This window comes from Streptomyces sp. NBC_01317 (assembly GCF_035961655.1).
Lineage (GTDB): Bacteria > Actinomycetota > Actinomycetes > Streptomycetales > Streptomycetaceae > Streptomyces.
Genome location: NZ_CP108393.1, coordinates 109,721 through 131,068 on the forward strand (window position 1 = coordinate 109,721; position 21,348 = coordinate 131,068).

The following is a 21,348-nucleotide window of genomic DNA, read 5'->3' on the forward strand; positions in this document are numbered from 1 at the left end:
GGTAATCGAGGGTCAGTTCGATAGGTTTGGGCCCCTTCACCCCTGGATGTCGGCACGTCGGAAGCGCGTCCCGCCTCATGCCCCGCAGGGGGCCATGTCGCCCTGCCGCAAGCCCCCTTGAGCAGGGTGGCCGGCATGATCGGGCTGCTTCATGGGGCCGGCGCCCGGAGTCGTACGGCACCGCCACCGGCGACCATGTCGTACCCGTCACACCACGGGCGTCACAGCACGTCGAGGGACCGCTTGCGGACCGGGGCCGGAAAGGCCCGGTCGAGGGTGCGGAGTTCGTCGTCCGTCAGGTGAAGGTCCAGGGCCGCGTGGTTCTCCTCGACATGCGTGACGGTCGACGCCTTGGGGATCGCCACGATGTCGTCGCGGCGCAGCACCCAGGCCAGGGCCACCTGGGCGGGCGAGGCGCCACGCGCGGCGGCCACCGCCCTCAGCGTCTTGTGGCCGAGCAGGCGGCCCTGCTCCACCGGTGAGTACGCCATGATCGGGACGGCGAGTTCCCGGCAGCGGGGAAAGAGGTCGAACTCCGGGCCCCGCCTGCTGAGGTTGTAGAGCACCTGATCGGTCTCCAGCCGGGCGCCCGCGGGCAGCTCCGCGAGGTCGTCGACGTCCAGATTGCTCACCCCCCAGGCGCCGATGCTGCCTTCCGACACCAGCGCTTCCATGGCCTCGACGGTCTCGTGCAGGGGCACACTCCCCCGCCAGTGCAACAGGTAGAGATCGATCCGGTCGGTCCCCAGGCGGCGCAGGCTCGCGTGGCAGGCCTCGGCCGTACCCCTTCTGTCGGCGTTGTACGGGAGCACCTTGCTCACGAGGAACACGTCGTCCCTCCGGCCGCGGACGGCTTCGCCGACCAGCTCCTCGGCGGCGCCGCTTCCGTACATCTCCGCCGTGTCGATCACGGTCAGCCCCAGGTCCAGGCCCCTCCGCAGAGCGGCGATCTCCTCGGGGCGCCGTGCGGGGTCGTCGCCCATGTGCCAGGTGCCCTGGCCGAGTGCCGGCACCTCCGCCCCGGAGGGGAACCGTACGGTCCGCACCGCTGTCATCGTCAGCTCCTTCTCGGAGGTCGGGTGGTCACCATGCTCGCAGCCTGCCGGGGCTCTTCCCGGCTCCCCCCTCCCCGCCTGCCCGGTATCAGTGGTAGCTTCGATACCATGAGTGAGTCCAAAGGAGCCATGAGCCTGCGTTTTCCCGATCCACGGCAGCGTTCCGCCATCGCGGCGGCGGCCAAGGCCGCGGGAATCAGCATGCAGGAGTACATCCTGTCCGCCGCGTACGAGCGCGCCACCGCCGTCGAGAACACCTTCCTGGACGGCTTCAAGACGTCCATGGCCCGGAGCGGTGCGGCCTTCGACGCCGAGCCCAGCGGCATCGACCCCACGCCCGAACAGCGCGCCGCGGACCAGCAGGCCCGCCAAGAGCTGGCGCGGCGGGACCAGGGTCACGCCGCGTGAGTGAGCCGGAACCACAGATCGACGTCTCGTACCTGCTGCACGCCGCCGAGCTGCTCCCCCGTGATCCGCAGGTCGACGACTACGGCCCGCTCCACGCCGCCGTGGCCCGTGTCCACGCGCGGGCCATGGACCGCGACATCTACGGCTCGCACCACCTCAAGGCCGCGGCCCTGCTCCAGACGCTCGTCAAACTGCCCTGCCTCGAACACTCCAACGAGGCGTTCGCCTGGCACGCCACGGAGGCGTTCCTCTCCCTGTACGGCCATCGCCTCGACTACGACCCGAAGGCGGCGCCCGCTCTGGTCCGTGACACGGCCACGGGGACGGTGGGGGTCGCGCAGATCGCCCGCCGGCTCCACGCGTGGACCGTCGGCTGAGCGGGGAGGAGCGACTGAGCGTCGGGGGCGGCCGCTCGCCGTCCGGATCGGGGTCTTGACCTCACCCCGTCCTCCCGCTCGGTGGCGATGTGTACGGTGTCCGTTCCGGCCAGGTGGTCGATCGTATTCATGCGGCACATCATGGTCGCGGCGGCGGCCCCAGGGATGGAGCGACGCTCTGGGGTCCCCCGGTCGGCACCCTGGCGGCCGCCCTCCCTGTCAGGCCCTCGTCTCCCAGGGCCAGGTCGCGTCCCGTCCCGATTCGAGGAGCGGGATCATCCCGAACGCCCGGTCGGTGAGGCCTCCGAACGCGTGCCGCCCACCGGTGCCCGACGGCATGGCGCCTTCCTTGTAGTCCGCCGTGTTCCACATGTAGACGGGAACGTTCCTGGGAATGAGGTCGTCGATCTCCGTCTCCGCTATGCCGCCGTGGTGCACGCAGTGGGAGGGGATCCGGCCGGGGCGGGTCTGTTCGTCGGTGACGATGACCACCCGGCTGTGTCCGGCGTAGTGCTGCCGTACGGCGGACGGGATGTCCGTGCCGTAGATCCTGCCGAACGCCTCGATGAGCTTGAGGACGCTGCCGCCCTCCGGTACGTCGACGGGCCGGGAGCGCATGCCGAACTCGACCAGGGTGGGCGCCGCGGCCCGGGTGGCCAGGGCGGCCCCGAACACGGCCGCCTGCTCGGCGAGGGGGATGTCCGACGTGTGGGGCGTGGAGTACGCCGGCCCCGGGAACATGGACGGCGACCGGTCCACGAGGATCAGGGTCCGCCGTCGAGGGCGGCCACATGGGCGAGCGACGCGTTGAGCGCCCGGTCGAGCGCGGGTCCCCGGCGAAGTGACGGGGCGTGCAGGTACGCGGCCCAGAACCGGAACGGGAACATACGGGAGCGGGCGACCTGCTCAGGGTCGGCGATCTTCCGTGCGACCGCCACTTGAGGAGTCCGGCCGCCCATGCCGGGTCTTCGACGGCCAGCCGCTGAACGAGGCGGGTGTAGCGGTCGTCGCGCCGGCCGCCCTTCTCGTAGCAGGTGTCGACGCCGACGAAGTTGCCGACCGTGAGGAGGAACAGCTCGCTCTTGGCGTCGCGGAGGTGTCCGGTGCCGCCTTCGCGGGTGCCCGAGATCGAAGCGCTGCCGGTTCTGCGGGTGTCGAGCCCGCGCGCCCGGGGGCGCTTCGGCCAGAGAAGTAACCGACACCTGCGCACCGGGAGGTGCGTGCATGATGGTGTGCCGCCACTCCAACCACTGGTCCCGGCGACCGCGTTGGCATTTTCTGTCGCGCGCCGTGCCGGGCGCGGGCGGCTCTACGACCGTCCCGGACGCCCCAGGAGCCACAGCAGGTACGGGCCTCCGACCAGCGCGGTGAGGGCTCCGACGGGGATCTCCAGCGGCGGCATCGCCGTACGGGCCGCGAGGTCCGCGGCGACCACGACGACCGCACCGGTCAACGCCGATCCGATCAGGGGGAGTTGAGGGGTTCGGGTGAGGCGCCTGGCCAGCTGCGGGGCGGTGAGCGCGACAAAGCCGATCGGTCCCGCGGCGCCCGTGGCGGTGGCCGCGAGGACCACGCCCAGGACGGTCAGGCCGAGTTGGGTCCGCTGAACCCGTACCCCGAGCCCGGCGGCGGTGTCGTTGTCGAGGCCGAGCGGCCGCATGGCGCGGCTCGCCCACACCAGGCCGGGCAGGCAGAGGACCAGCACACAGGCGAGGGGGACCGCCTGGTCCCAACCGCGTCCGCCCGCTCCGTAGGCGCCGTACCGGGGCCCTCGCGCGCAGGGCCGCGCCACCTCTGCCGGCTGTTCGCCGCCGGAGGGTTTGGGCAGCGTGGGACGCGATCTTGTGGTCACTCCTGGCAACCACCGCCCGTACGGGCCAGGGAGGCGCGGCGGCCGAAGTCCGGTTACGGCGTCCGGACGGTCGAGGCCCTCGACCGCGTCCTCCGCGTGGCGACGCCACGTGTCGGGCTCTGGCTGGACACGTCGGACCGGACTCCGGACGAAACCGTCACGGCGATCCTCGACGGCGTTCCCGCGGCGCGGATTCCGGCCGGCTGAGCCGGTCCTCATCCTCAACTCCCCCACACACGCCGCCGAAAAGCGCCTGGTCGAGCAGGGACAGCATGCCATCAGGCGGGGGTGCGCGGACGTCGGGAAGCCCATGCATTGCTCATTCTTTGCCGCCGAACCGGCCTGCCCCTGGGAGCCATTGACAGGTCCTCAACAGCTGATCAATCATCACGGTGCCCCTGGGCCACCGGAGGGCGGATGCGGTCTCCCTACGGCCCGCCTCCGCCTTGCGTCCGTCCTTCGTACGACTCTTCAAGAAGCGGGAAGCGGGTCGTCCCATGAAGATCGCACGTGATCCTTTACGTGATGGCAACGATGTCGTCGCCCGCTCCGCGGCCGGGCCGGTCATCGTGATACGCGCGTTCCTCTGACTCTCTCGTACGTACCCCACTCCCCCCCAGACGGGAAAGAGCGAGCTTTGTCGGCGACAGAATCCCCCCATGTCTCCCTCCCCCCGCGGTCGAAGGCGGCGAACGGCCCGGCCACGACCGCGGTGACATCCCTCGCCCAGCAGCGGCTGTGGTTCCTCTCCCAGATGCGGGGCGCGAGCCAGGCGTACAACGAGGCGATGGCGTACCGGCTGCGGGGCCCGTTGGACCGTGCGGTGCTCGGCCGGGCGCTCGACGCGCTGGTCTCCCGGCACGAGGCGTTGCGCACCCGGCTGGTGGCCGTGGAGGGTGAGGTGTTCCAGCGGATCGATCCGCCGGACACCGGCTACACGCTGGTGGTGGACGACCTGACGGGGTGTGCCGACGCGGAGGAGCGCCTGGTCGCGCTCCAGGGGGAGGAGGCCGCCACCCCGTTCGACCTGAGCCGGGGACCGCTGGTGCGGGGCCGGCTGGTCGTGCTGGGGGCGCGCGAGCACGTCCTCCTGCTGACGATGCATCACACGGTCTTCGACGGACAGTCGATGGACATCATGCTCCGTGAACTCGGGCCGGTGTACACGGCCTTCGTCCGAGGAGCGGACGATCCGCCGGCTCCCCCGGCCGCGCAGTACGCCGACTACGCGCGCCGGCAACGGGCGGAGGCGGAGGCAGCCTCGTCGGGCGGCGAACCGGCCGCGCACGCCGCGTACTGGAAAGAACACCTGGCGGGGGCCCCGCCCCTGCTGACCCTCCCCACCGACCGGCCCCGCCCCGCCGAGCAGGACTACCGGGGCGGCCGGGTGCGGGTCGCCCTGGACGAGGAGTTGACCACCGCGCTCCGGGGCCTCGCGCGGCGCAACGGCGGCACGCTGTTCGTCGCCGTGCTGACGGGCTGGTCGGTCGTGCTGTCCCGCCTGACCGGGCAGACCGATCTGGTGGTGGGGACCCCGACGGCCAACCGCCGGCGCGGCGATGTCGCGGGCATCATCGGCTTCTTCGTCAACTCCCTTCCCCTGCGCGTCGATCTGTCCGGTTCACCGACGGCCGAGGGCATGCTGCGGCGTGTACGCGGGGTCGTACGGGGAGCCCTGGACCACCAGGACGTGTCGTTCGACCGGGTGGTGGAGCTGGTCAATCCACCGCGCAGCGTCGCCCACACCCCGCTCTTCCAGACCATGTTCGCCTGGCAGCCTTCGCGGAAGGGCCTGTTGGAGCTGCCGGACATCGAGGTCGATCCGGTCGGCATCCCGCACGCGGCGGCGAAGTTCGACCTCTCGCTGTCGCTGGCCGAGACGGACGGCCGGGTGATCGGGTATCTCGACTACGCCTCGGCCCTGTTCGACCGGGCGACGGCGGAGCGGTACGCGGGCTATCTGCGGCAGGTGCTGACCGAGATGGCCGAACACCCCGGCCGCGAGGTCGCGGACCTCGGGCTGGTCGACGCGGAGGAGCGCCGCGGGCTCCTGGCGGACTGGGACGCCACCGAGGGGCCGGAGGCTCTGCCGCCGTCCGCGCGCGGCGGGTTGGTGGAGCGGTTCGAGGAGCAGGTACGGGTCCGTCCCGCCGGGACGGCTCTGGTCTGCGCCGGGGAACGGCTCGACTACGCCACCCTGGAGCGGCGCGTGAACCGCCTGGCGCACGCGCTGACCGGCCGAGGTGTCCGCCGGGACCAAGTCGTCGGCCTGCACGCGGGACGGTCGGTGGACCTGGTGGTGGGTGTCCTCGGCATCCTCAAGGCGGGCGCCGCCTATCTGCCGCTCGATCCCGGCCAGCCCGCCGAGCGGCTGGCCGCGATGGTGGAGGACGCCGTACCCGCCCTGGTACTGAGCGACGCGCACACCCCTCCCGACGGCTGGCACGCACTGGCGTCGGTCGAGGCCGAGGGGCGGCGGGACGACGCGCCGGGAATCGAGGTCTCGCCCTCCCAACTCGCCTATGTCATCTATACGTCGGGGTCGACGGGCCGCCCCAAGGGCGTGGCGGTGACCCACGCGAGCGTCATCAATCTCTTCGACAACTGGCGTGCCCGGATGGGCGATACACCGGGCAAGGCGACATCGGCCTGGTCCAGCGTCGGTTTTGACGCGTCCGTGCACGAGATCCTGTTGCCGCTGACCACCGGGGCCGTCCTGCACCTGGTCCCCGACGGCCTGAGGGGAGACCCGGAGGCGCTGATGGGCTGGCTGCGTGAGCACCGGATCGTCCAGGCGTTCCTCCCGCCGTCGTACGTCAAGTGGATCGACGAGTCCCCCGGCGCCCGCCTGGAGGGCCTGCGCCTGCGGCAGTTGCTCACGGGGGTGGAGTCCCTCCCCGAGGCCGCGCTGCACCGCATGCGGGAGGCGCTGCCCGGGCTGCGGATCTGCTACGGGTACGGGCCGACCGAGACGACGCTGTACAGCACCGCGTACCTCGACCCGGGGCCGTCGGGCCGGCAGTGCCCGATCGGCCGGCCGGTCGGCAACACCCGCCTCCGCCTGCTGGACGAGCGGCTCAGGCCGGTACCCGCCGGGGTGACCGGTGAGGTGTATCTCGGCGGCGCGAGCCTGGCCCGGGGGTATCTGAACCGTCCTGACCTGACCGCGGAGCGGTTCGTGGCCGATCCGTTCGTGCCCGGCGCGCGGATGTACCGTACCGGCGACCTGGCCCGCAGGCTGCCCGACGGCAACGCGGAGTACATGGGGCGCGTCGACGACCAGATCAAGCTGCGGGGCTTCCGCATCGAACCGGCCGAGATCGAGGCGGCGTTGCTGGCGCTGCCCGGTGTACGGGAGGCCGCGGTGCTCGCCGACCGGGACGCCACCGGTGAGCTGCGGCTGGTGGCGGGCATCGGCCGGGGGGACGTCGCGCCACGGCAGCCGCACGAGTGGCGCGCCGCCCTGTCGGAGCGGCTGCCGGACTACATGGTCCCCGCGTTCTTCGCCGAACTCCCCTCCCTGCCGCTGAGCCGCAACGGCAAGCTCGACCGGGAGGCGCTGCTGCGGGTGGCGCGGACCGACGCCCCCGTACAGGTCAACCAGGCCAGCCCCCGCGACCACATCGAGCTGACGCTCTATCAGATATGGCAGGACATCCTGTTGCACGCCGACATCGGCGTCCATGACAGCTTCTTCGACATCGGCGGCACCTCCCTGTCGGCGATCAAGCTGGCGCATGCCATCCGTGAGGCCTTCGGCGAGATGCTGCCGATCCGCGACATCATGCTCCATCCGACGGTCGAGGCGCTGGGCGGGCGGCTGCGGCAGGGCGCGTCGGGCCGGCCGTCGGGCCGGCCGAGCAATCTGATCGAGTTCCGGGAGGGGGACGGACGCCGCCGGGTGGTGTGTGTCCATCCGGCCGGCGGCACCGCCTTCTGCTACCTGTCGCTCGCCAAGGCCCTGCCGGACAGCTACGGCGTGTACGGCATCCAGTCGCCCGGGGTGAACCCCGGCGAGACGTTCCTCCCGACGGTCGAGGCCATGGCCGAGGCGTATCTGGCGCTGGTGGAGCCGCTGCTCGACGGTCCGCTCGTTCTCAGCGGGCTGTCGTACGGCGGTCTGGTGGCCCACGAGATGGCGCGCCGGCTGGCCGCCTCGGGCAAGACGGACGTGAGTGTGGTCCTGATCGACACCCAGGCCACCGACGATCCCGCCGACCGGGCCGCGCTGGCGCCGGTGGAGATCGATGAGTTCCGCGACAAACTCGTCAAGTTCAACGGGATGTATCCCGGAATCGACGACGAGCAGATCGAGCAGTACTTCCACATCTACAACCACAACCGGATGACCGCGCGCACGCACGTGCCGGCGCCGTCCGAGGCGCGGCTTGTCCTGGTGCAGGCCGTCGAGGGCGGGAACGATACGCCGCTCACGGACGCCGTGCGCGCGTTCTGGGAGCGCCGGGGGCTCGGGGGCTTCCACGTCGAGCCGGTCGACTGTGACCACTGGGAGATGCTGGAGAGCGCCGAGGTGCTGCGGGTGGCCGCCGTGATCGAGGACGAGCTGGGCCGGTTCCCGGCGCCCCCACCGCCTGCCGGGCGGCAGGGTGAGCCGTCGTTGGCCCGTCCGGGGCGGGAGGCGTGATGGACCACGTCGCCGACGCTGCCGGACAGTTCCCGGCCGCCACCGAGCCCGAGGGGCTCGCCCGCTCCGTCCTCGCGCGGGCGCGCCGCACCCCGGGGGCGACCGCCGTCGTGGACGGTGACCAGGTGCTCGACTACGCGGCCCTCGACGCGGCGAGCGCGGCCGTCGCCGCGGCCTTGCGTGACCGGGGTGTACGGCCCCGGCAGGCGGTCGCGGTGTGCCTGCCGCGCTCGTGGCAGCTGGTGTGCGTCATGCTCGGCATCCTGCGGGTGGGCGCGGTGGTCGTGCCGCTCGACGTCCTGAGCCCGTCCGGGCGACGGCGGCACATCCTGGAGGACTCGGCGAGCACCGTGCTGGTGCATGGCGGGAGCGCTCCCGCCGAACTTCCCTCCTTCGTCACGCCGTTGGCGGCGAGTGAGCTGTTGCGGGAAGGTCCGGTCACCGGTGAGGAGCCCGCCGTCCCGGCCGACGCGCCGGTCTCGTTCCTCTTCTACACGTCGGGAACGACGGGCCGGCCCAAGGGCGTCGAGGTACGGGACGCCGGCGTCCTGCGCCTCGCACGTCCTGGCTACCTCGCCCTGGACGAGGGGGCTCGCTATTCGTGCCTGTCCAACCCCGCCTTCGACGCGCTGAGTTTCGAGGTGTGGGTGCCGCTGCTGACCGGTGGCTGCTGCGTGATCCTGGACGACGAGACCGTACAGACCCCTCATCTGCTGGCCGAGGCGCTGCTGCGCGAGCGTGTCGACACCGTGTGGGTGACGGTGGCCCTGTTCAACGCCGTGGTCGGCGAGGAGCCCGCGTGCTTCGCCGGGGCCCGGCAGGTGCTGGTGGGTGGTGAGCAGCTCAACGCCCGGCTGATCAGCCGCTGGTACCGGCACAACGTGTCCTCCTCGGCGCGGCTCCACAACGTCTACGGGCCCACCGAGACCACCACCTTCGCCCTCTGCCACCCCGTCCCGCGCGACTTCGACGGGGATGTGGTGCCGATCGGGCGGCCCCTGCCGGGCACCGGGGCGGTGCTGGTGGCCGACGGGTCGCGGGCCGCCGCGCCGGGTGAGGTGGCGGAGCTCTATCTGACCGGGGACGGTCTGGCGGCGGGATACCGCAACCTGCCGGACGAGACCGAACGCCGGTTCGTCCACCTCCCCTGGCTGGACGGCGGGCGGGTCCGCCACTACCGCACCGGTGACCTCGTGCGGCGCGACGGCTCGGGGCTTGTGGTGTACGTCGGTCGCGCCGACCGGCAGGTGAAGGTGCGGGGCTTCCGGATCGAACCGGGCGAGCTGGAACGGCACATCGTGGCCCATCCGGCGGTACGGCAGGCCTACGTCTGCACCCGACGGGACGCGGAGCTGGGGACGAACGAGCTGCTGGCGTACGTGGTGCTCGGGGCGGAGCTGTCGTACGAGGACTTCGACCGGCATCTGTCGGCGGGGCTGCCGCCGTACATGCGGCCCCACCGGATCCACCGGGTGGACGCGCTGCCGCTGAACGCCAACGGCAAGGTGGACCAGGGCGCGTTGCTCGCGCGCGACGACGAACCGTGGCGGCCCGCCGCCACCGCCGGGGCTTCGGCGACCGCGTGGGAGCGGGAGGTCCTGGACCTCGCGGGCCGGATCCTCGGCGTACCGGATCTGCGCCCCGACGACCGGTGGATACCCCACGGGGGCGACTCGCTCAAGGCCCTGCGGCTGCGCTTCGAGGTCCGCCGCCTCTGGGGCCGGGAGCTGCCGGCGTCCGTGGTGCTGAGGTCGACGTTCGCGGAGCTGGCGGCGGCGATCGCACCGGGCCCGGCGGGTGAGGCGGCGCCGTATCCGCCGGTGTCCGCGCCGTCGGGCGCGCACTCCGCCCCGGCGACGTCGGAGCAGCAGCGGCTGTGGCTGCTCCAGCAGCGTGACCCGGAGTCCCGGGCGTACAGCGTTCCGCTGGCCTTCCAACTGGACGGCGCACCCGACCTCGGGGCGCTGCGCGAAGCGCTGCGACGGTCGGTGGCCCGGCACCCGGCTCTGCGTACGGGGTTCCGTGCCACGCCTGAGGGGCTGTACCAGGAGGTGGCGGAGGCGTACGACCCTTGGGGGTCGGCGGATCCGGGGGCGCGCTCGGGTCCTGGGGCGCCCTTGGGTCCTGGGGCGTCGGCGGGCCGGGTGGTTTCGTCGGCTCCGGGGATCCCGGCGGACCTGCGGACGCCTTCGGGTCCAGGACTGCGTGCGGCCCCAGACGCACCGGCGGACCCTGGCGTATCGGTGGACGCGCGAGCGGGCCTGGACCCGCACATGCCGGGAGACCCCCGCGTGTCCGGGAACGGGCAAGCCACCCCTGACCACGGCGCGTCCGTGGGCTCCCACGTGTCCATGGACACGGGCGCACTAGCGGACCCGGGCGCGTCGGCGGGGGCGGATACGGGCGTGTCAGGGCCGGACAAGGATGGTTGGCGCGGCCCCGCCCAGCGGTTCTTCGCCGAGCCGTTCGACCTCGCCGAGCCGCGCATGCTGCGGGCGCGGTGGCTGCCGGACAGCAACGTACTGCTGCTGCACCTGCACCACATCGCCGTCGACGGCTGGTCGTTGAACGTCCTCTTCCGCGAGCTGTCGGCCGACTACGCGGCCGTACTCGCCGGCGCGGACGCCGAGGAGCGCGACGCACCGCGTGACAACGCCTCCGTACCGACACCCCTGGACTTCGCCGCCTGGCAGGCCGAGTGGTTCACCCGGCAGCCCTACCGCGACCAGCGCGCCGCCCTGCGCGCCCACTACGAGACCGTGGAGGACGTGGCGGCGCCCTTGCGGCCGATCCGCGACGGCGGCCGTCCCGCCGGGCGGCTGCTGCACACCACGCTCGACCTGGTCCGGCGCTCCTCGCTCGACCGGCTGGGCGCGGAGCTGGGCCTCACCCGGTTCCAGCTCCTGCTGGGGGTGTTCGCCTGGAGTCTGTACGGCGTGACCGGCCGCGCCCATCCCCTGATCGCCAGCCCGGTGGCCAACCGGCCGGTGCGGGAGTTCGAGGCCGGGGTCGGCATGTTCGCCAACACCGTGCTGCTCCCGCTCACCCTGGCGCCGCACGACGGGCTACGGGCCCAACTGCTCCGGCAGGGCGCCGCCGCGCAGGCGGTGCTGGACCGGCAGGACGTGCTGCTCGCGGACGCCCTCGCCGACCACCCGTTCCGCGCCGAGGGGCCGCCGTTCGACTTCATGTTCGTGCTGGAGAACACCGAGTTCGGCGCGCTCACCCTGCCGGGGCGCGAGATCCGTCCCGTATGGCCGCGGCCCGTCGAGGCCAAGTGCCCGCTCACGCTGTCCGTGGTCGAGCGCGAAGCGGGCTTCGACTGCCTGTGGGAATACGCCGACGACCACTTCGACTCCGCCGAAGTCGAGTCCGTGGCCCGCCTGTTCGGTGACGGCCTCGACCGGCTCGATGAGGGAGGTACGGGCACGCTCGGCGCGCTGGTGGCCCCGTACCGGCGCGGTCTGACCGACCTGGGCAAGGGCCCGTCGGCGCCGCTCGCCTTCACCACCGTGGCCGAGGGCTTCGCCCGCCAGGTCCGCCGGACACCCGCCGCCCCGGCGGTGACCACCGGTGGCCGCACGCTGAGTTACGCCGAACTCGACGCGCAGGCCTCGGCGTTGGCCACGGAGATACGGGACCGGTATGCGCTGTCGCCGGACGACACCGGCCCGCGCTGTGTCGCGCTGCATCTCGGGCCCTCGGCCGAACACGTCGTGGCCCTGTTGGCGTTGGCGCGCTTGAACGTCACCATCGTGCCGCTGGACCCGGCCTATCCACCGGCACTGCTGCGGCAGATCCTCGACCAGGTGGACCCGTTGTGCGTCCTGCTGCCTCCTGGCGGGGAGGCGCAGTTGGACGCGGTCGCCCCGGCAGGTCTCGCGCACCACCCGGTCACCCTGGCCGCTTCACCCGCGCCCGCCTCCCCCTGGACACCCCACGACGGACAACGGCCGCTCTACACCCTGTTCACCTCCGGCTCCACCGGTACGCCCAAGGGCGTGCAGGTACCCGACCGCACCCTGTGCAACCTGCTGCAATGGCAGAGCGACAGCGGCGGCCCGGGGGCGCCCGCGGTCACGCAGCAGTTCTCCATGCTGTCCTTCGACGTGTCGTTCCAGGAGATCTTCACCACCCTGTGCGGCGGCGGACACCTGCACCTGGTGCGGCCGGAGTGGCGGCACGACGTCCCCGCGCTGCTGGACCAGCTCGAATCCGCCGGCGTCGAGCGCGTCTTCATGCCGTACGTGGCCCTCCAGCTCCTCGCCGAACACGGCGCCCACCTCGGCCGCTTCCCCTCCCGGCTGCGTGAAGTGATCACCGCCGGGGAGCAGTTGGTGTGCACCGACGCCATCCGCCGCTGGTTCGCCGGGCTGCCCGGCGCCCGGCTGTTCAACCACTACGGCCCGACCGAGACCCATGTGGTCAGCGGCCTCTGCCTGGAGGGCGATCCGGCCGGCTGGCCCGCCCGCCCGGCCATCGGCCGTCCGGTGGCGGGCGCGTGGCTGCGGGTGGTCGACGACGCCGGTGAGCCCGTGCCGCCCGGCTGCCCCGGCCACCTGCTGATCGGCGGCCCGATGGCCGCGCCCTGCTACCTGGGCGACGAGGAGCTCAACCGTACGCGCTTCACCGAACGGCCCGGCCTCGGCCTCTTCTACCGCACCGGCGACCAGGCGAGCTTTGACCGGGACGGAGTTCTGCACTATCTGGGCCGGAACGACCAGCAGATCAAACTCAGCGGTCACCGGCTGGAGTTGGGCCAGGTCGAGGCCGCCCTGCTCCAGCACCCGGCGATCGTCAACGCCGTGGTCGTACGGGACGGCGACGACCTCGTGGCCTGCGTGCAGTGCCGCGACACGACGCCGTCGCCGTCGCCGTCGCCGGACGAACTGGCCGGCCATCTGGCGTCCTTGCTGCCCGCCTATGTACGGATCGCGCGCTTCCGACGCGTGCGGACTCTTCCCCGTACCCCCAGCGGCAAGCTCGACCGCCGGGCGGCACTGACCGCCGACGGCGAAGACCTGCGGGCACCGCGCTCCGCCGCTCCCGAACTCTCCCCGCGCGAAGCCCAGTTGACCGATCTCTTCGAGGCGGTGACCGGGAAACCGGTCGCGCCCGGGCAGCGCTTCTTCGACGCCGGGGCCACCAGCCTCGACCTGATGCGCTTCCATCTGCGCTGCACCGCGGGGGAAGGTCTGCGGTTCACCATCCCCGACCTGTTCGAGCACGTCACGATCCGGGCCCTGGCCCGTTTTGTGGACGGCGGGTCGTCCCCGGCGGACGCGGCGGCGCACGGGAGTGCGGCTGTCGCGTCCGACGAGCCGGTCGCCGTGGTGGGGATGGCGGTACGGCTCCCCGGCGCCGACGATCTCGCGGCCTTCTGGACCATGGTCGAGGCCGGTGGCCGGGGCATCGAGCATTTCGACGCGGCGGACGGACTGGTGGGCGCCCGCAGCCTGATGGACGGGCCGCTGGCCTTCGATCCCGGGCGCTTCGGGATCAGCCGGAAGGAGGCCAGGCTGATGGACCCGCAGCAGCGGCATCTCCTGATGAGCTGTGTGGAGGCGCTGGCGCACGCGGGCATCACCGACCCGGCGGCGCGGCGCGTCGGGCTGATCGCCAGTTGCGGCGAGGACACGTACTTCCAGGCGATGCTGCGCGAAGGCGACCCGGCGCACCTGCCGGACGGTTTCCAACTGGCTCTCCACCACGAGAAGGACTTCCTTGCCACCAAGGCGGCCTACCACCTCGGACTCACCGGCCCCGCCTTCACCGTGCAGGCGGCCTGCGCCAGTTCCCTGGTCGGCGTCCACGTCGCCGCGGGCCTGCTGCGCCAGGGTGACGCGGAGGTGATGCTGGCCGGCGGGGTCCTGGTCGACACCCAGCTGAGCGGCGGCTACCGCTACCGGCCGCAGCACATCTTCTCCGAGGACGGGCACTGCCGCCCGTTCAGCGACGACGCGAGCGGCACGATCGGCGCGAGCGGGGTCGGGGTGGTGGTCCTCAAACCGCTCCGGCTGGCGGAGCGCGACGGCGACACCGTGTACGCGGTCATCACCGGCTCGGCCCTGAACAACGACGGCGCGGGCAAGCTCAGTTACGCCGCGCCCTCGCTCGCCGGCCAGCGCGAGGTGATCCGTACCGCGCTGCGGCGCAGCGGCCGCACCAGCGCCGATCTGGGGTACGTGGAGGCACACGGCACCGGCACCCCGCTCGGCGATCCGGTCGAGGTCGGCGCGCTGCGCCAGGCGTACGACCTGGCCGAGCCGGACCGCTGCGCCCTCGCTTCGGTCAAGAGCCAGATCGGGCACCTCGGCGCCGCCGCCGGGGTGGTCGGGCTCGTACGGGCCACGCTGGCGGTCCATCACGGTGTGATCCCGCCCAACGTCGATTTCCACCGGATCAATCCGCAGATCGGCGAAGACCTCGCACCGTTCCACATCCCGACCGGGGCCCTGCCATGGCCCGAGGGACGTCCGCGCGTGGCGGCGGTGAGCAGCTTCGGCATCGGTGGCACCAACGCCCATCTGGTCCTGGAGCGGCGAGAGGTGGCGGAGCCAAGAGCGTGGCCGGCGGCCGTACCGTGTCTGGTGCTGTCCGGCGACAGTACGGCCGCCCTGCGCGCCGACGCCGCCCGGATCGCGGATCATCTGGCCGCCCGGCCCGACACGTACGAGCGGGTGCTGCGCCACCTCCAGGCGGGCCGTCCCGCCCTGCGACGGCGTGCGGCATCGGTCTGCGCGGACGCGGGGGCGGCGGTGGCGTGGCTGCGCGAAGTCGCCACCTCTGACGACGAGTTGTCCGGGCTCGGGGAAACGACCCCGTCCGGGGCGTCGGACCTGCCGGGTGATGCGGGTACGGACCCCGCCGCCGGGGTGTTGTCCGCTGAGGAGCACACCGCGGGGACGCTGGCCGCCGCCTGGGCGGCGGGCCGGTCGGTCCGGTGGCCCGACGGGCCGGCCCAGGCGCCGTGGGACTTCCCGCCGCCCGCCTTCGAGCTGTCCGACCACACCTTCGCCCGCGCCACGCCCGGCACCACCGGGACGCCGTCCGACGACGCCGCACCACGGCGGCTCCCCGAGGGTGACTGGCTGCACCAGCCGGGCTGGGTACGGCTGCGCCGCGCCGGGGCCGGAGCCCGTACCCCCTCCGGGCGGGTGCTGGTGGTCCTGACCGCCACACCGTCGGGGCCGGAGACGTGGCGGGCCTTCGAGCCGAGCCACGCCCGCGTGATCCGCGTCAGTGCCGCCGACGCCTTCGCCCGGCTCGCCGAGGACAATTACGCGGTGGACCCCGCCGACCCCGCCTCGGTGCGGCAGTTGCTCGACGCGCTGGAACCGGTCGCACGGGGTGGTGTCGACTGGTTGCACACGCTGCCGCTGGCCGTCGAGGGAACGGTGGACGAGCGCACACTCGCCCAAGCGCGCTGGGCGTGCCTGGACACCTCCGCCGCGCTGCTGCGCGCCCTGGCCGAGGCGCCCGCGGCCCCGGACGTGCGCGTCTGGTGGGTCTCGTACAGCGCCCAGCCGGTCGAAGGGCCGGTCAGGCGGCCGGAGTTGGGGCTGCTGGCCGGTGCGGGTGAGGTGGTACGCCAGGAGACCGGTGCGACCGGTCACTGGCTCGACCTGCCCGGGTCCGATCCGGCAGGGTGGGCGGCGGTGCTGCCGACGATCCTGGCGGAGGCCGACACCTCGGCCGTCCTGCCCCGGCGGCTGGCCCTCCGGGACGGGTACTGGTGGCATCAGACCGTCCAGTCCGTCGGTGCCCCGGCCGCGTACGACTCCGCCCAGGGCCTGCTGTCCGGCGGACCGGAGGCCGCGGAAGCACCCGGTGTCCAGCTGATCCTGGGCGGCACCGGTGGTATCGGGGCGAGTATCGCGTCCTGGCTGCTGGAGCGGACCGACTGCCGGGTGGTTTTGTTGGCGCGCCGGCCGCGGCTCCCGGAGACCCTGGCGCGCTGGGCCGACCGGGTCGACCTGGTCGAGGGAGACCTCGCCGGGGAGACGTCCGACGTACTCCTGAACCGGCTCGCGCCCCATCTCCCCGGGTTGCGAGGCATCGTCCACGCGGCGGGCACGGCGGCCGGCGGCCTGATCGTGCGCCGCGACGCGCGGGCGACGCACCTCGCCACGGCGGCCAAGCTGCACGGCGCGCTGCTCATGGAGCGCCTGATCGCCGACCACCGGCCCGCCTACGCGGCCTACTGCTCCTCGATGGCCACGCTGTTCGGTGGCGTCGGCCAGTTCGACTACGCGGCGGCCAACGGGGTGTTGGACGGCTTCGCCCGGTACCGCGCCGGCGATACGGAGACCACACTCCGTATCGGAATCGGCTGGGACGTGTGGCAGGAGGTGGGCATGGCCCGGGACACCCTGCACGCGGACGCCCGCCACCAGGCGCACGTCGCGGTCGGGCTGACGGTGGAGGAGGGACGGCGGGTCTTCGGGCACGCGCTGGAACTCCAGTTGCCGCAGCTCATGGTGTCCACCACGGCCGTCGACCGGGCTCACGCCTTCTACGAGCCGGGGGCGTCCAGGACATCGGCATCGGCATCGGCATCGGCATCGGCATCGGCGGCAGCCTCCACGGCGACCGTGACCGGGCCCGTGCGGGAAACCGCACCCGCCGTCGAGCAACTGACCGAGGTCGTCTGCCGCCTGCTGGGCCTCGACTCGCTCGACCCCACCGTGTCCCTCTACGACCTGGGCGCGGACTCCCTCACCCTGCTGGACCTGATCTCCGAGATCAAGCGCCTGTACGACGTGGAGCTGGCGCTGTTCCACCTCAGCCACCAGGTCACCCTCGACGACCTGCTGGCGCTGCTCGACCGCTCCCCGGACACCGGTCCCTCCCCCGGCGATCCGGTGACGGTCGAGGTCTGGCAGGCGGGGTCGGGGCGCGACCTGCTCTGCCTGGTCCACCCGGTGGGCGGTGACATCCAGGCGTACCGCGCGCTGGTCTCGGCGCTCGAACCCCAGCTGACCGTCTGTCTCATCGCCGACCCCGCCCTGCTCCACCCCGAGCTGCCGGCCTGGTCCGTCGCCGAACGGGCCGCCCGCTACCACACCGCGCTGGAGGCGCGCTTCCCCCACGGGGAGTGGCGGTGGCGACTGGCGGGCTGGTCGTTCGGCGCGTGGGTGGCGCTGTCGATGGCGGCCGAGGCGGAGACGGCGGGCCGTCCCACGGACGGGCTGTACCTCCTCGACCCGCCACCCCCCGGCGCGGGGCCGGCCCTCGGCGCCTACGACGAGGAGGAGATCCGCGCGGTGTTCGCCCACGAGCTGGCACAGGCCGACGGCCGGGGCCCGGCGGGCGGGAACGGCGGCGAGGACGGCGCCGGTACGGGTGAGGAGGGCAGGCGGAGTACGGCGGGCAAGGTGGCGACGGCCTACGCCGAGCGGCTCGCGCACTGCTGCCGGGCCAACCTCGCCACCCTGCGGGACCACGAACCGCCCCGGCTGACCCGCACGCCCAGCATCCTCTGGCTGGCGAGCGAATCGGTGCCCGGCCTGCCGTCGCCGGAATCCCCGGAGAGCCAGGCGCGTGCCTGGCAGGCGTACCTGCCGGAGCCCTCGCACTGGGAGTCCGTGGAGACCACGCACTACGACCTCGTCAAACCGCCCCACGTGAAGCACGTGGCCGAGGCCGTGAACACCGGTTCTCCACCTTTCTCCTCCGAGTGACCCACGCCCCGCAGCACCCCTGCCCCTACCTGCCCTGCCCCCGACCGTGCCCTCGTCCGAGGAAGAGACCTCCGTGCACCCCTACGAGTCACTACCGGCGCGCTCCCTCTGGCGCTCCGCCGTCGCCGAGGCCGATCCGACGCACCTCGCCGGGCTGTGGACACCGGCGTTCTCCCTCGGGCAGGACGACCCGATCCTCACCGCAGGCTCCTCCTTCGCCGGCCACATCGGGCCCGCCCTGCTGGCGGAGGGCATGAAGTGGTACGACGCCGAGCCCGCGCCGCCGGGTCTGACGGAGGAGGAGCGCCGGGACCGGCACTACGGCCGGTCCTCGTTCCGAACCGGCGACATCTCCACCGCCGCCGGCCTGCGGCAGTGGCTGACCTGGGCCTTCCCCGGCGAGGTGCCGCCGGAGGAGCGCACGGAACCCGGCGAGGTCCGGAGCGAGGACGGCCGCCACCACGATCCGTTCCGTCCCGCTGTCGAGCCCGGCGGGTACGCCACGCCGGACGCGGTACGGGACGCGCGCCGCACGACCCTCGCCGCCATACGTGACGGCGTGACCCGGGCGAGCTGTCTGATCTTCACCCTGGGACGGACCGAGGCGTGGCGGGACCGCGCGACCGGCCTCACGTACCCGGTGTGTCCCGGCACCGTGCGCGGCACGTTCGACGCCGAACGGCACGTGTTCCACAACTTCACCTTCACCGAGGTGCACCGCGACCTCTCCGCCGCCGTCGCGCTCGCCCGGCGCGTCAACCCGGGGCTGCGCGTGCTCCTCACCGTCTCGCCGGTACCGCTCACCGCCACCGCGACGGGTGGTCACGCCCTCACCGCGAACACCTACTCCAAGTCCGTGCTGCGCGCGGTCGCGGGCCAGCTCGCCCAGGAACTCGACCACGTCGACTACTTCCCGTCGTACGAGATCGTCACCGGCTTTCCCTTCGGCGGGACGTCCTTCGAGCGGAACATGCGCTCGGTCAGGCCGGACGGTGTGGCCCTGGTCATGTGGCACCTCTTCGCCGGGCTCGGCGTGCCGACCGGGCCGCGGCCGGAGCCCCGTACCACCGCCGTCCCCTCGCCGCCCGTCCCCGCCCGAACCGCCACGCGAGAGGAGTTCCGGTGCGATGACGCCGTACTCGACTACTACCACCAGAGCCCGGTTCCTCCCGCCCGGTGATTCCCCCGCCGGTGCGGTCGGGGCGGCGGCCTCGCGCCCGGCCGACAGCATTCACCGCACCTTCATCCACGCACCCCTCAGGAGGACGTCATGGAACAGTTCGCGCTGGACGCGATCGAGCGCATCACCACCAGGCCGCCGGAGGTGTACGACACCATCGGCGTCTCCCCGCTGACGCCGCTGACCGGCGCCGAGGTGTCGGGCCTCGATCTCTCCAAGGAACTGACGGACGATCAGGTAACCGAGGTGAAAAGGGCGTTCCTCGCCCATCACGTGCTGGTGTTCCGCGACCAGACGCTGTCGGGCGAGGACCACAAGCGCTTCGCCGGGCACTTCGGCGATCTGCACCCCGTGGAACCCCCGCCCGAGGAAGGCGACCCGTACATCCTGGAGGTCGTGGCGACCAAGGACTCACGGGCCGTCGCCGGGGCCGGCTGGCACGCCGACGGCACCGCCGACGCGGAACCGTCGCTCGGGTCGATGCTCCACGTCACCCGCACCCCGGAACTCGGCAGTGGCGGTGACACCCTCTTCGCCAACATGCACCTGGCCTACGAGAGCCTGTCCCCGGCGATACGGACGCTCCTGGACGACCTGACCGCCGTGCACGACGGGCTGATCGCGTGGCAGGGGCACACCCCGCCGCCCGGATACGTCGTGGCCAAGTCGGAGCACCCGGTGATCCCCCGCCACCCCGAGACCGGGCGGAAGCTGCTGTTCGTCAACGGCGCCTACACCTCGCACATCCCGCAGCTCTCGCGCGCCGAGAGCAAGGCGGTGCTGGAGATGCTGTACGCGCACATCGCGACCACGCCCATGCTGCACGTCCGGGTGCGGTGGGAGCCCGGCACCCTGGTGTTCTGGGACAACCGGTGTGTCCAGCACCACGCGACGTGGGACTACTTCCCGCACTCACGCTACGGCCGGCGCGTCGCCATCAACGGCACCCGGCCGCGGGCCTGACGGACCTCCTGGCGCCGGTCCCTCGGGGCGGGACGCGGCGCCAGGTACGGGCCCGGGCGGAACCGTTCCTTCGAGGCGCGCCAACGCGTCGTGGAGACACCGGGACCGGTCCTCCGATGCGGTAGCGTCCTGCCCGTCGAACAGCGCGCCGACGCCCGGGCCGACGGGGTGATCCGCCCACGCGGCTCATTCCGTGCCTTGCCGGGAAAATGTGCAGCCGGGACCATCGTGTCCCTGGCCCCCCATCATCGGAGGACGTTGTGAACAGCAAAATCGCCCGGCGCATCCGCGTGATCGCTGTCGCGTCCGGCCTGCTGGCCGCCAGCGCCCTCGCCGCTCCGGCGGCGGCGGACGGACCCGCCGCGGCCCACGGGACCCTGACCGCCTCCGAGTTCGCGGCGGCCGACGCCTCCCTGCGGGCGGCCGACGTCGCGGGTTCCGCGTGGCACGCCGACACCGGGGGCGGGAAGGTCGTCGTCACGGTGGACAGCAGGGTGGACGCGGCCGGGGTCACGAAGCTCCGGAGGGCCGTCAAAGTCCCGGCGGGCGCGCTGGAGATCACCCGTACGCCGGGCCGGTTCACCCCGCTCATCGCCGGCGGCGAGGCCATCACCGGCGGCGGCGTGCGCTGCTCGCTCGGCTTCAACGTGCAGAGCGGTACGGGGGTGAAGTACGGGCTCACCGCCGGTCACTGCACGAACGGCAGCTCCACGTGGAGCATCGGCATCCGTGCCGGCAGCAGCTTCCCCGGCAACGACTACGGCCTGATCCGGCACTCCGACCCGGCCGCCGCGGACGGCAGGGTCTATCTGCACAACGGCACCTACCAGGACATCACCAGCGCGGGCAGCGCCGTGGTCGGACAGCCCGTCTGCTTCAGCGGCGCCACCTCCGGCGTGCACTGCGGTACGGTCACCGCGCTCAACGCGACCGTCAACTACGGGTCCGGCGGGATCGTCTCCGGACTGGGCGGGACCAACGTCTGCGCCGCGCCCGGCGACAGCGGCGGCTCGGTCTTCCAGGGCAGCACCGCCATCGGCCTGATCTCGGGCGGCAGCGGCACCTGCTCGACGGGCGGGGTGACGTACTACCAGCCGATCCTCGAACCGCTCGCCGCCTACGGTCTGAGCGTCTTCTGACCGGAGCGAGCGTCTTCCGGGCGGACCGCGCCCTGTGCGCGTGATC

General features: G+C 72.7%; 10 protein-coding genes and 2 pseudogenes. 8 read left to right on the plus strand and 4 right to left on the minus strand.

Going from position 1 to position 21,348, the window contains the following annotated elements; genetic code table 11:
* Positions 1-221: 221 nt before the first annotated feature.
* Positions 222-1,055 (minus strand): aldo/keto reductase, encoded by an 834-nt coding sequence (locus tag OG349_RS00395; protein ID WP_327232623.1) that lies wholly within the window; start codon positions 1,053-1,055, stop codon positions 222-224.
* Between the two features lie 108 nt (positions 1,056-1,163).
* Between OG349_RS00395 and OG349_RS00400 the strand changes: the two genes are divergently transcribed.
* Together OG349_RS00400 and OG349_RS00405 are read left to right on the plus strand one after the other, a co-directional pair.
* Positions 1,164-1,463: a type II toxin -antitoxin system TacA 1-like antitoxin gene (locus OG349_RS00400; RefSeq protein ID WP_327232624.1), complete on the plus strand. Its 300-nt coding sequence runs from the start codon at positions 1,164-1,166 to the stop codon at positions 1,461-1,463.
* On the plus strand, positions 1,460-1,840 hold the full coding sequence (locus OG349_RS00405; RefSeq protein ID WP_327232625.1) for a fic family toxin-antitoxin system, toxin component: 381 nt from the start codon (positions 1,460-1,462) through the stop codon (positions 1,838-1,840). The genes OG349_RS00400 and OG349_RS00405 overlap by 4 nt, the downstream gene beginning before the upstream one ends.
* A gap of 219 nt (positions 1,841-2,059) precedes the next feature.
* Here OG349_RS00405 and OG349_RS00410 read toward each other — a convergent pair whose 3' ends face one another.
* The 3 genes and pseudogenes from OG349_RS00410 to OG349_RS00420 all read right to left on the minus strand — a co-directional run.
* Positions 2,060-2,599 carry a hypothetical protein gene (locus tag OG349_RS00410; RefSeq protein WP_327232626.1) on the minus strand — a complete coding sequence of 180 codons (540 nt, stop codon included), beginning with the start codon at positions 2,597-2,599 and terminating at the stop codon, positions 2,060-2,062.
* Positions 2,600-2,604: 5 nt separating this feature from the next.
* Positions 2,605-2,778, minus strand: coding sequence for a hypothetical protein (locus OG349_RS00415; RefSeq protein ID WP_327232627.1), 174 nt, complete (start codon positions 2,776-2,778; stop codon positions 2,605-2,607).
* A 371-nt stretch (positions 2,779-3,149) separates the two neighbouring features.
* Positions 3,150-3,581, minus strand: a pseudogene (locus OG349_RS00420) (iron chelate uptake ABC transporter family permease subunit); the annotation flags it as partial.
* Between the two features lie 120 nt (positions 3,582-3,701).
* On the opposite strand from OG349_RS00420, the pseudogene OG349_RS00425 reads away from it, so the two are divergent.
* The 6 genes and pseudogenes from OG349_RS00425 to OG349_RS00450 all read left to right on the plus strand — a co-directional run.
* A pseudogene (locus OG349_RS00425) lies at positions 3,702-3,899 on the plus strand (phosphotransferase); the annotation flags it as partial.
* 430 nt (positions 3,900-4,329) lie between these two features.
* Positions 4,330-8,337, plus strand: coding sequence for a non-ribosomal peptide synthetase (locus OG349_RS00430; protein ID WP_442806172.1), 4,008 nt, complete (start codon positions 4,330-4,332; stop codon positions 8,335-8,337).
* A complete protein-coding gene (locus OG349_RS00435) occupies positions 8,337-18,020 on the plus strand; it encodes a non-ribosomal peptide synthetase (RefSeq protein ID WP_327232628.1) in 9,684 nt (3,227 codons plus the stop codon). Before OG349_RS00430 ends, OG349_RS00435 begins: the two co-directional genes overlap by 1 nt.
* Before the next feature lie 73 nt (positions 18,021-18,093).
* Positions 18,094-19,200 carry a GSCFA domain-containing protein gene (locus tag OG349_RS00440; protein WP_327232629.1) on the plus strand — a complete coding sequence of 369 codons (1,107 nt, stop codon included), beginning with the start codon at positions 18,094-18,096 and terminating at the stop codon, positions 19,198-19,200.
* Positions 19,201-19,290: 90 nt separating this feature from the next.
* Positions 19,291-20,163 (plus strand): TauD/TfdA dioxygenase family protein, encoded by an 873-nt coding sequence (locus OG349_RS00445; protein WP_327232630.1) that lies wholly within the window; start codon positions 19,291-19,293, stop codon positions 20,161-20,163.
* Positions 20,164-20,423: 260 nt separating this feature from the next.
* Positions 20,424-21,302: a S1 family peptidase gene (locus OG349_RS00450; RefSeq protein WP_327232631.1), complete on the plus strand. Its 879-nt coding sequence runs from the start codon at positions 20,424-20,426 to the stop codon at positions 21,300-21,302.
* Positions 21,303-21,348: the final 46 nt, after the last annotated feature.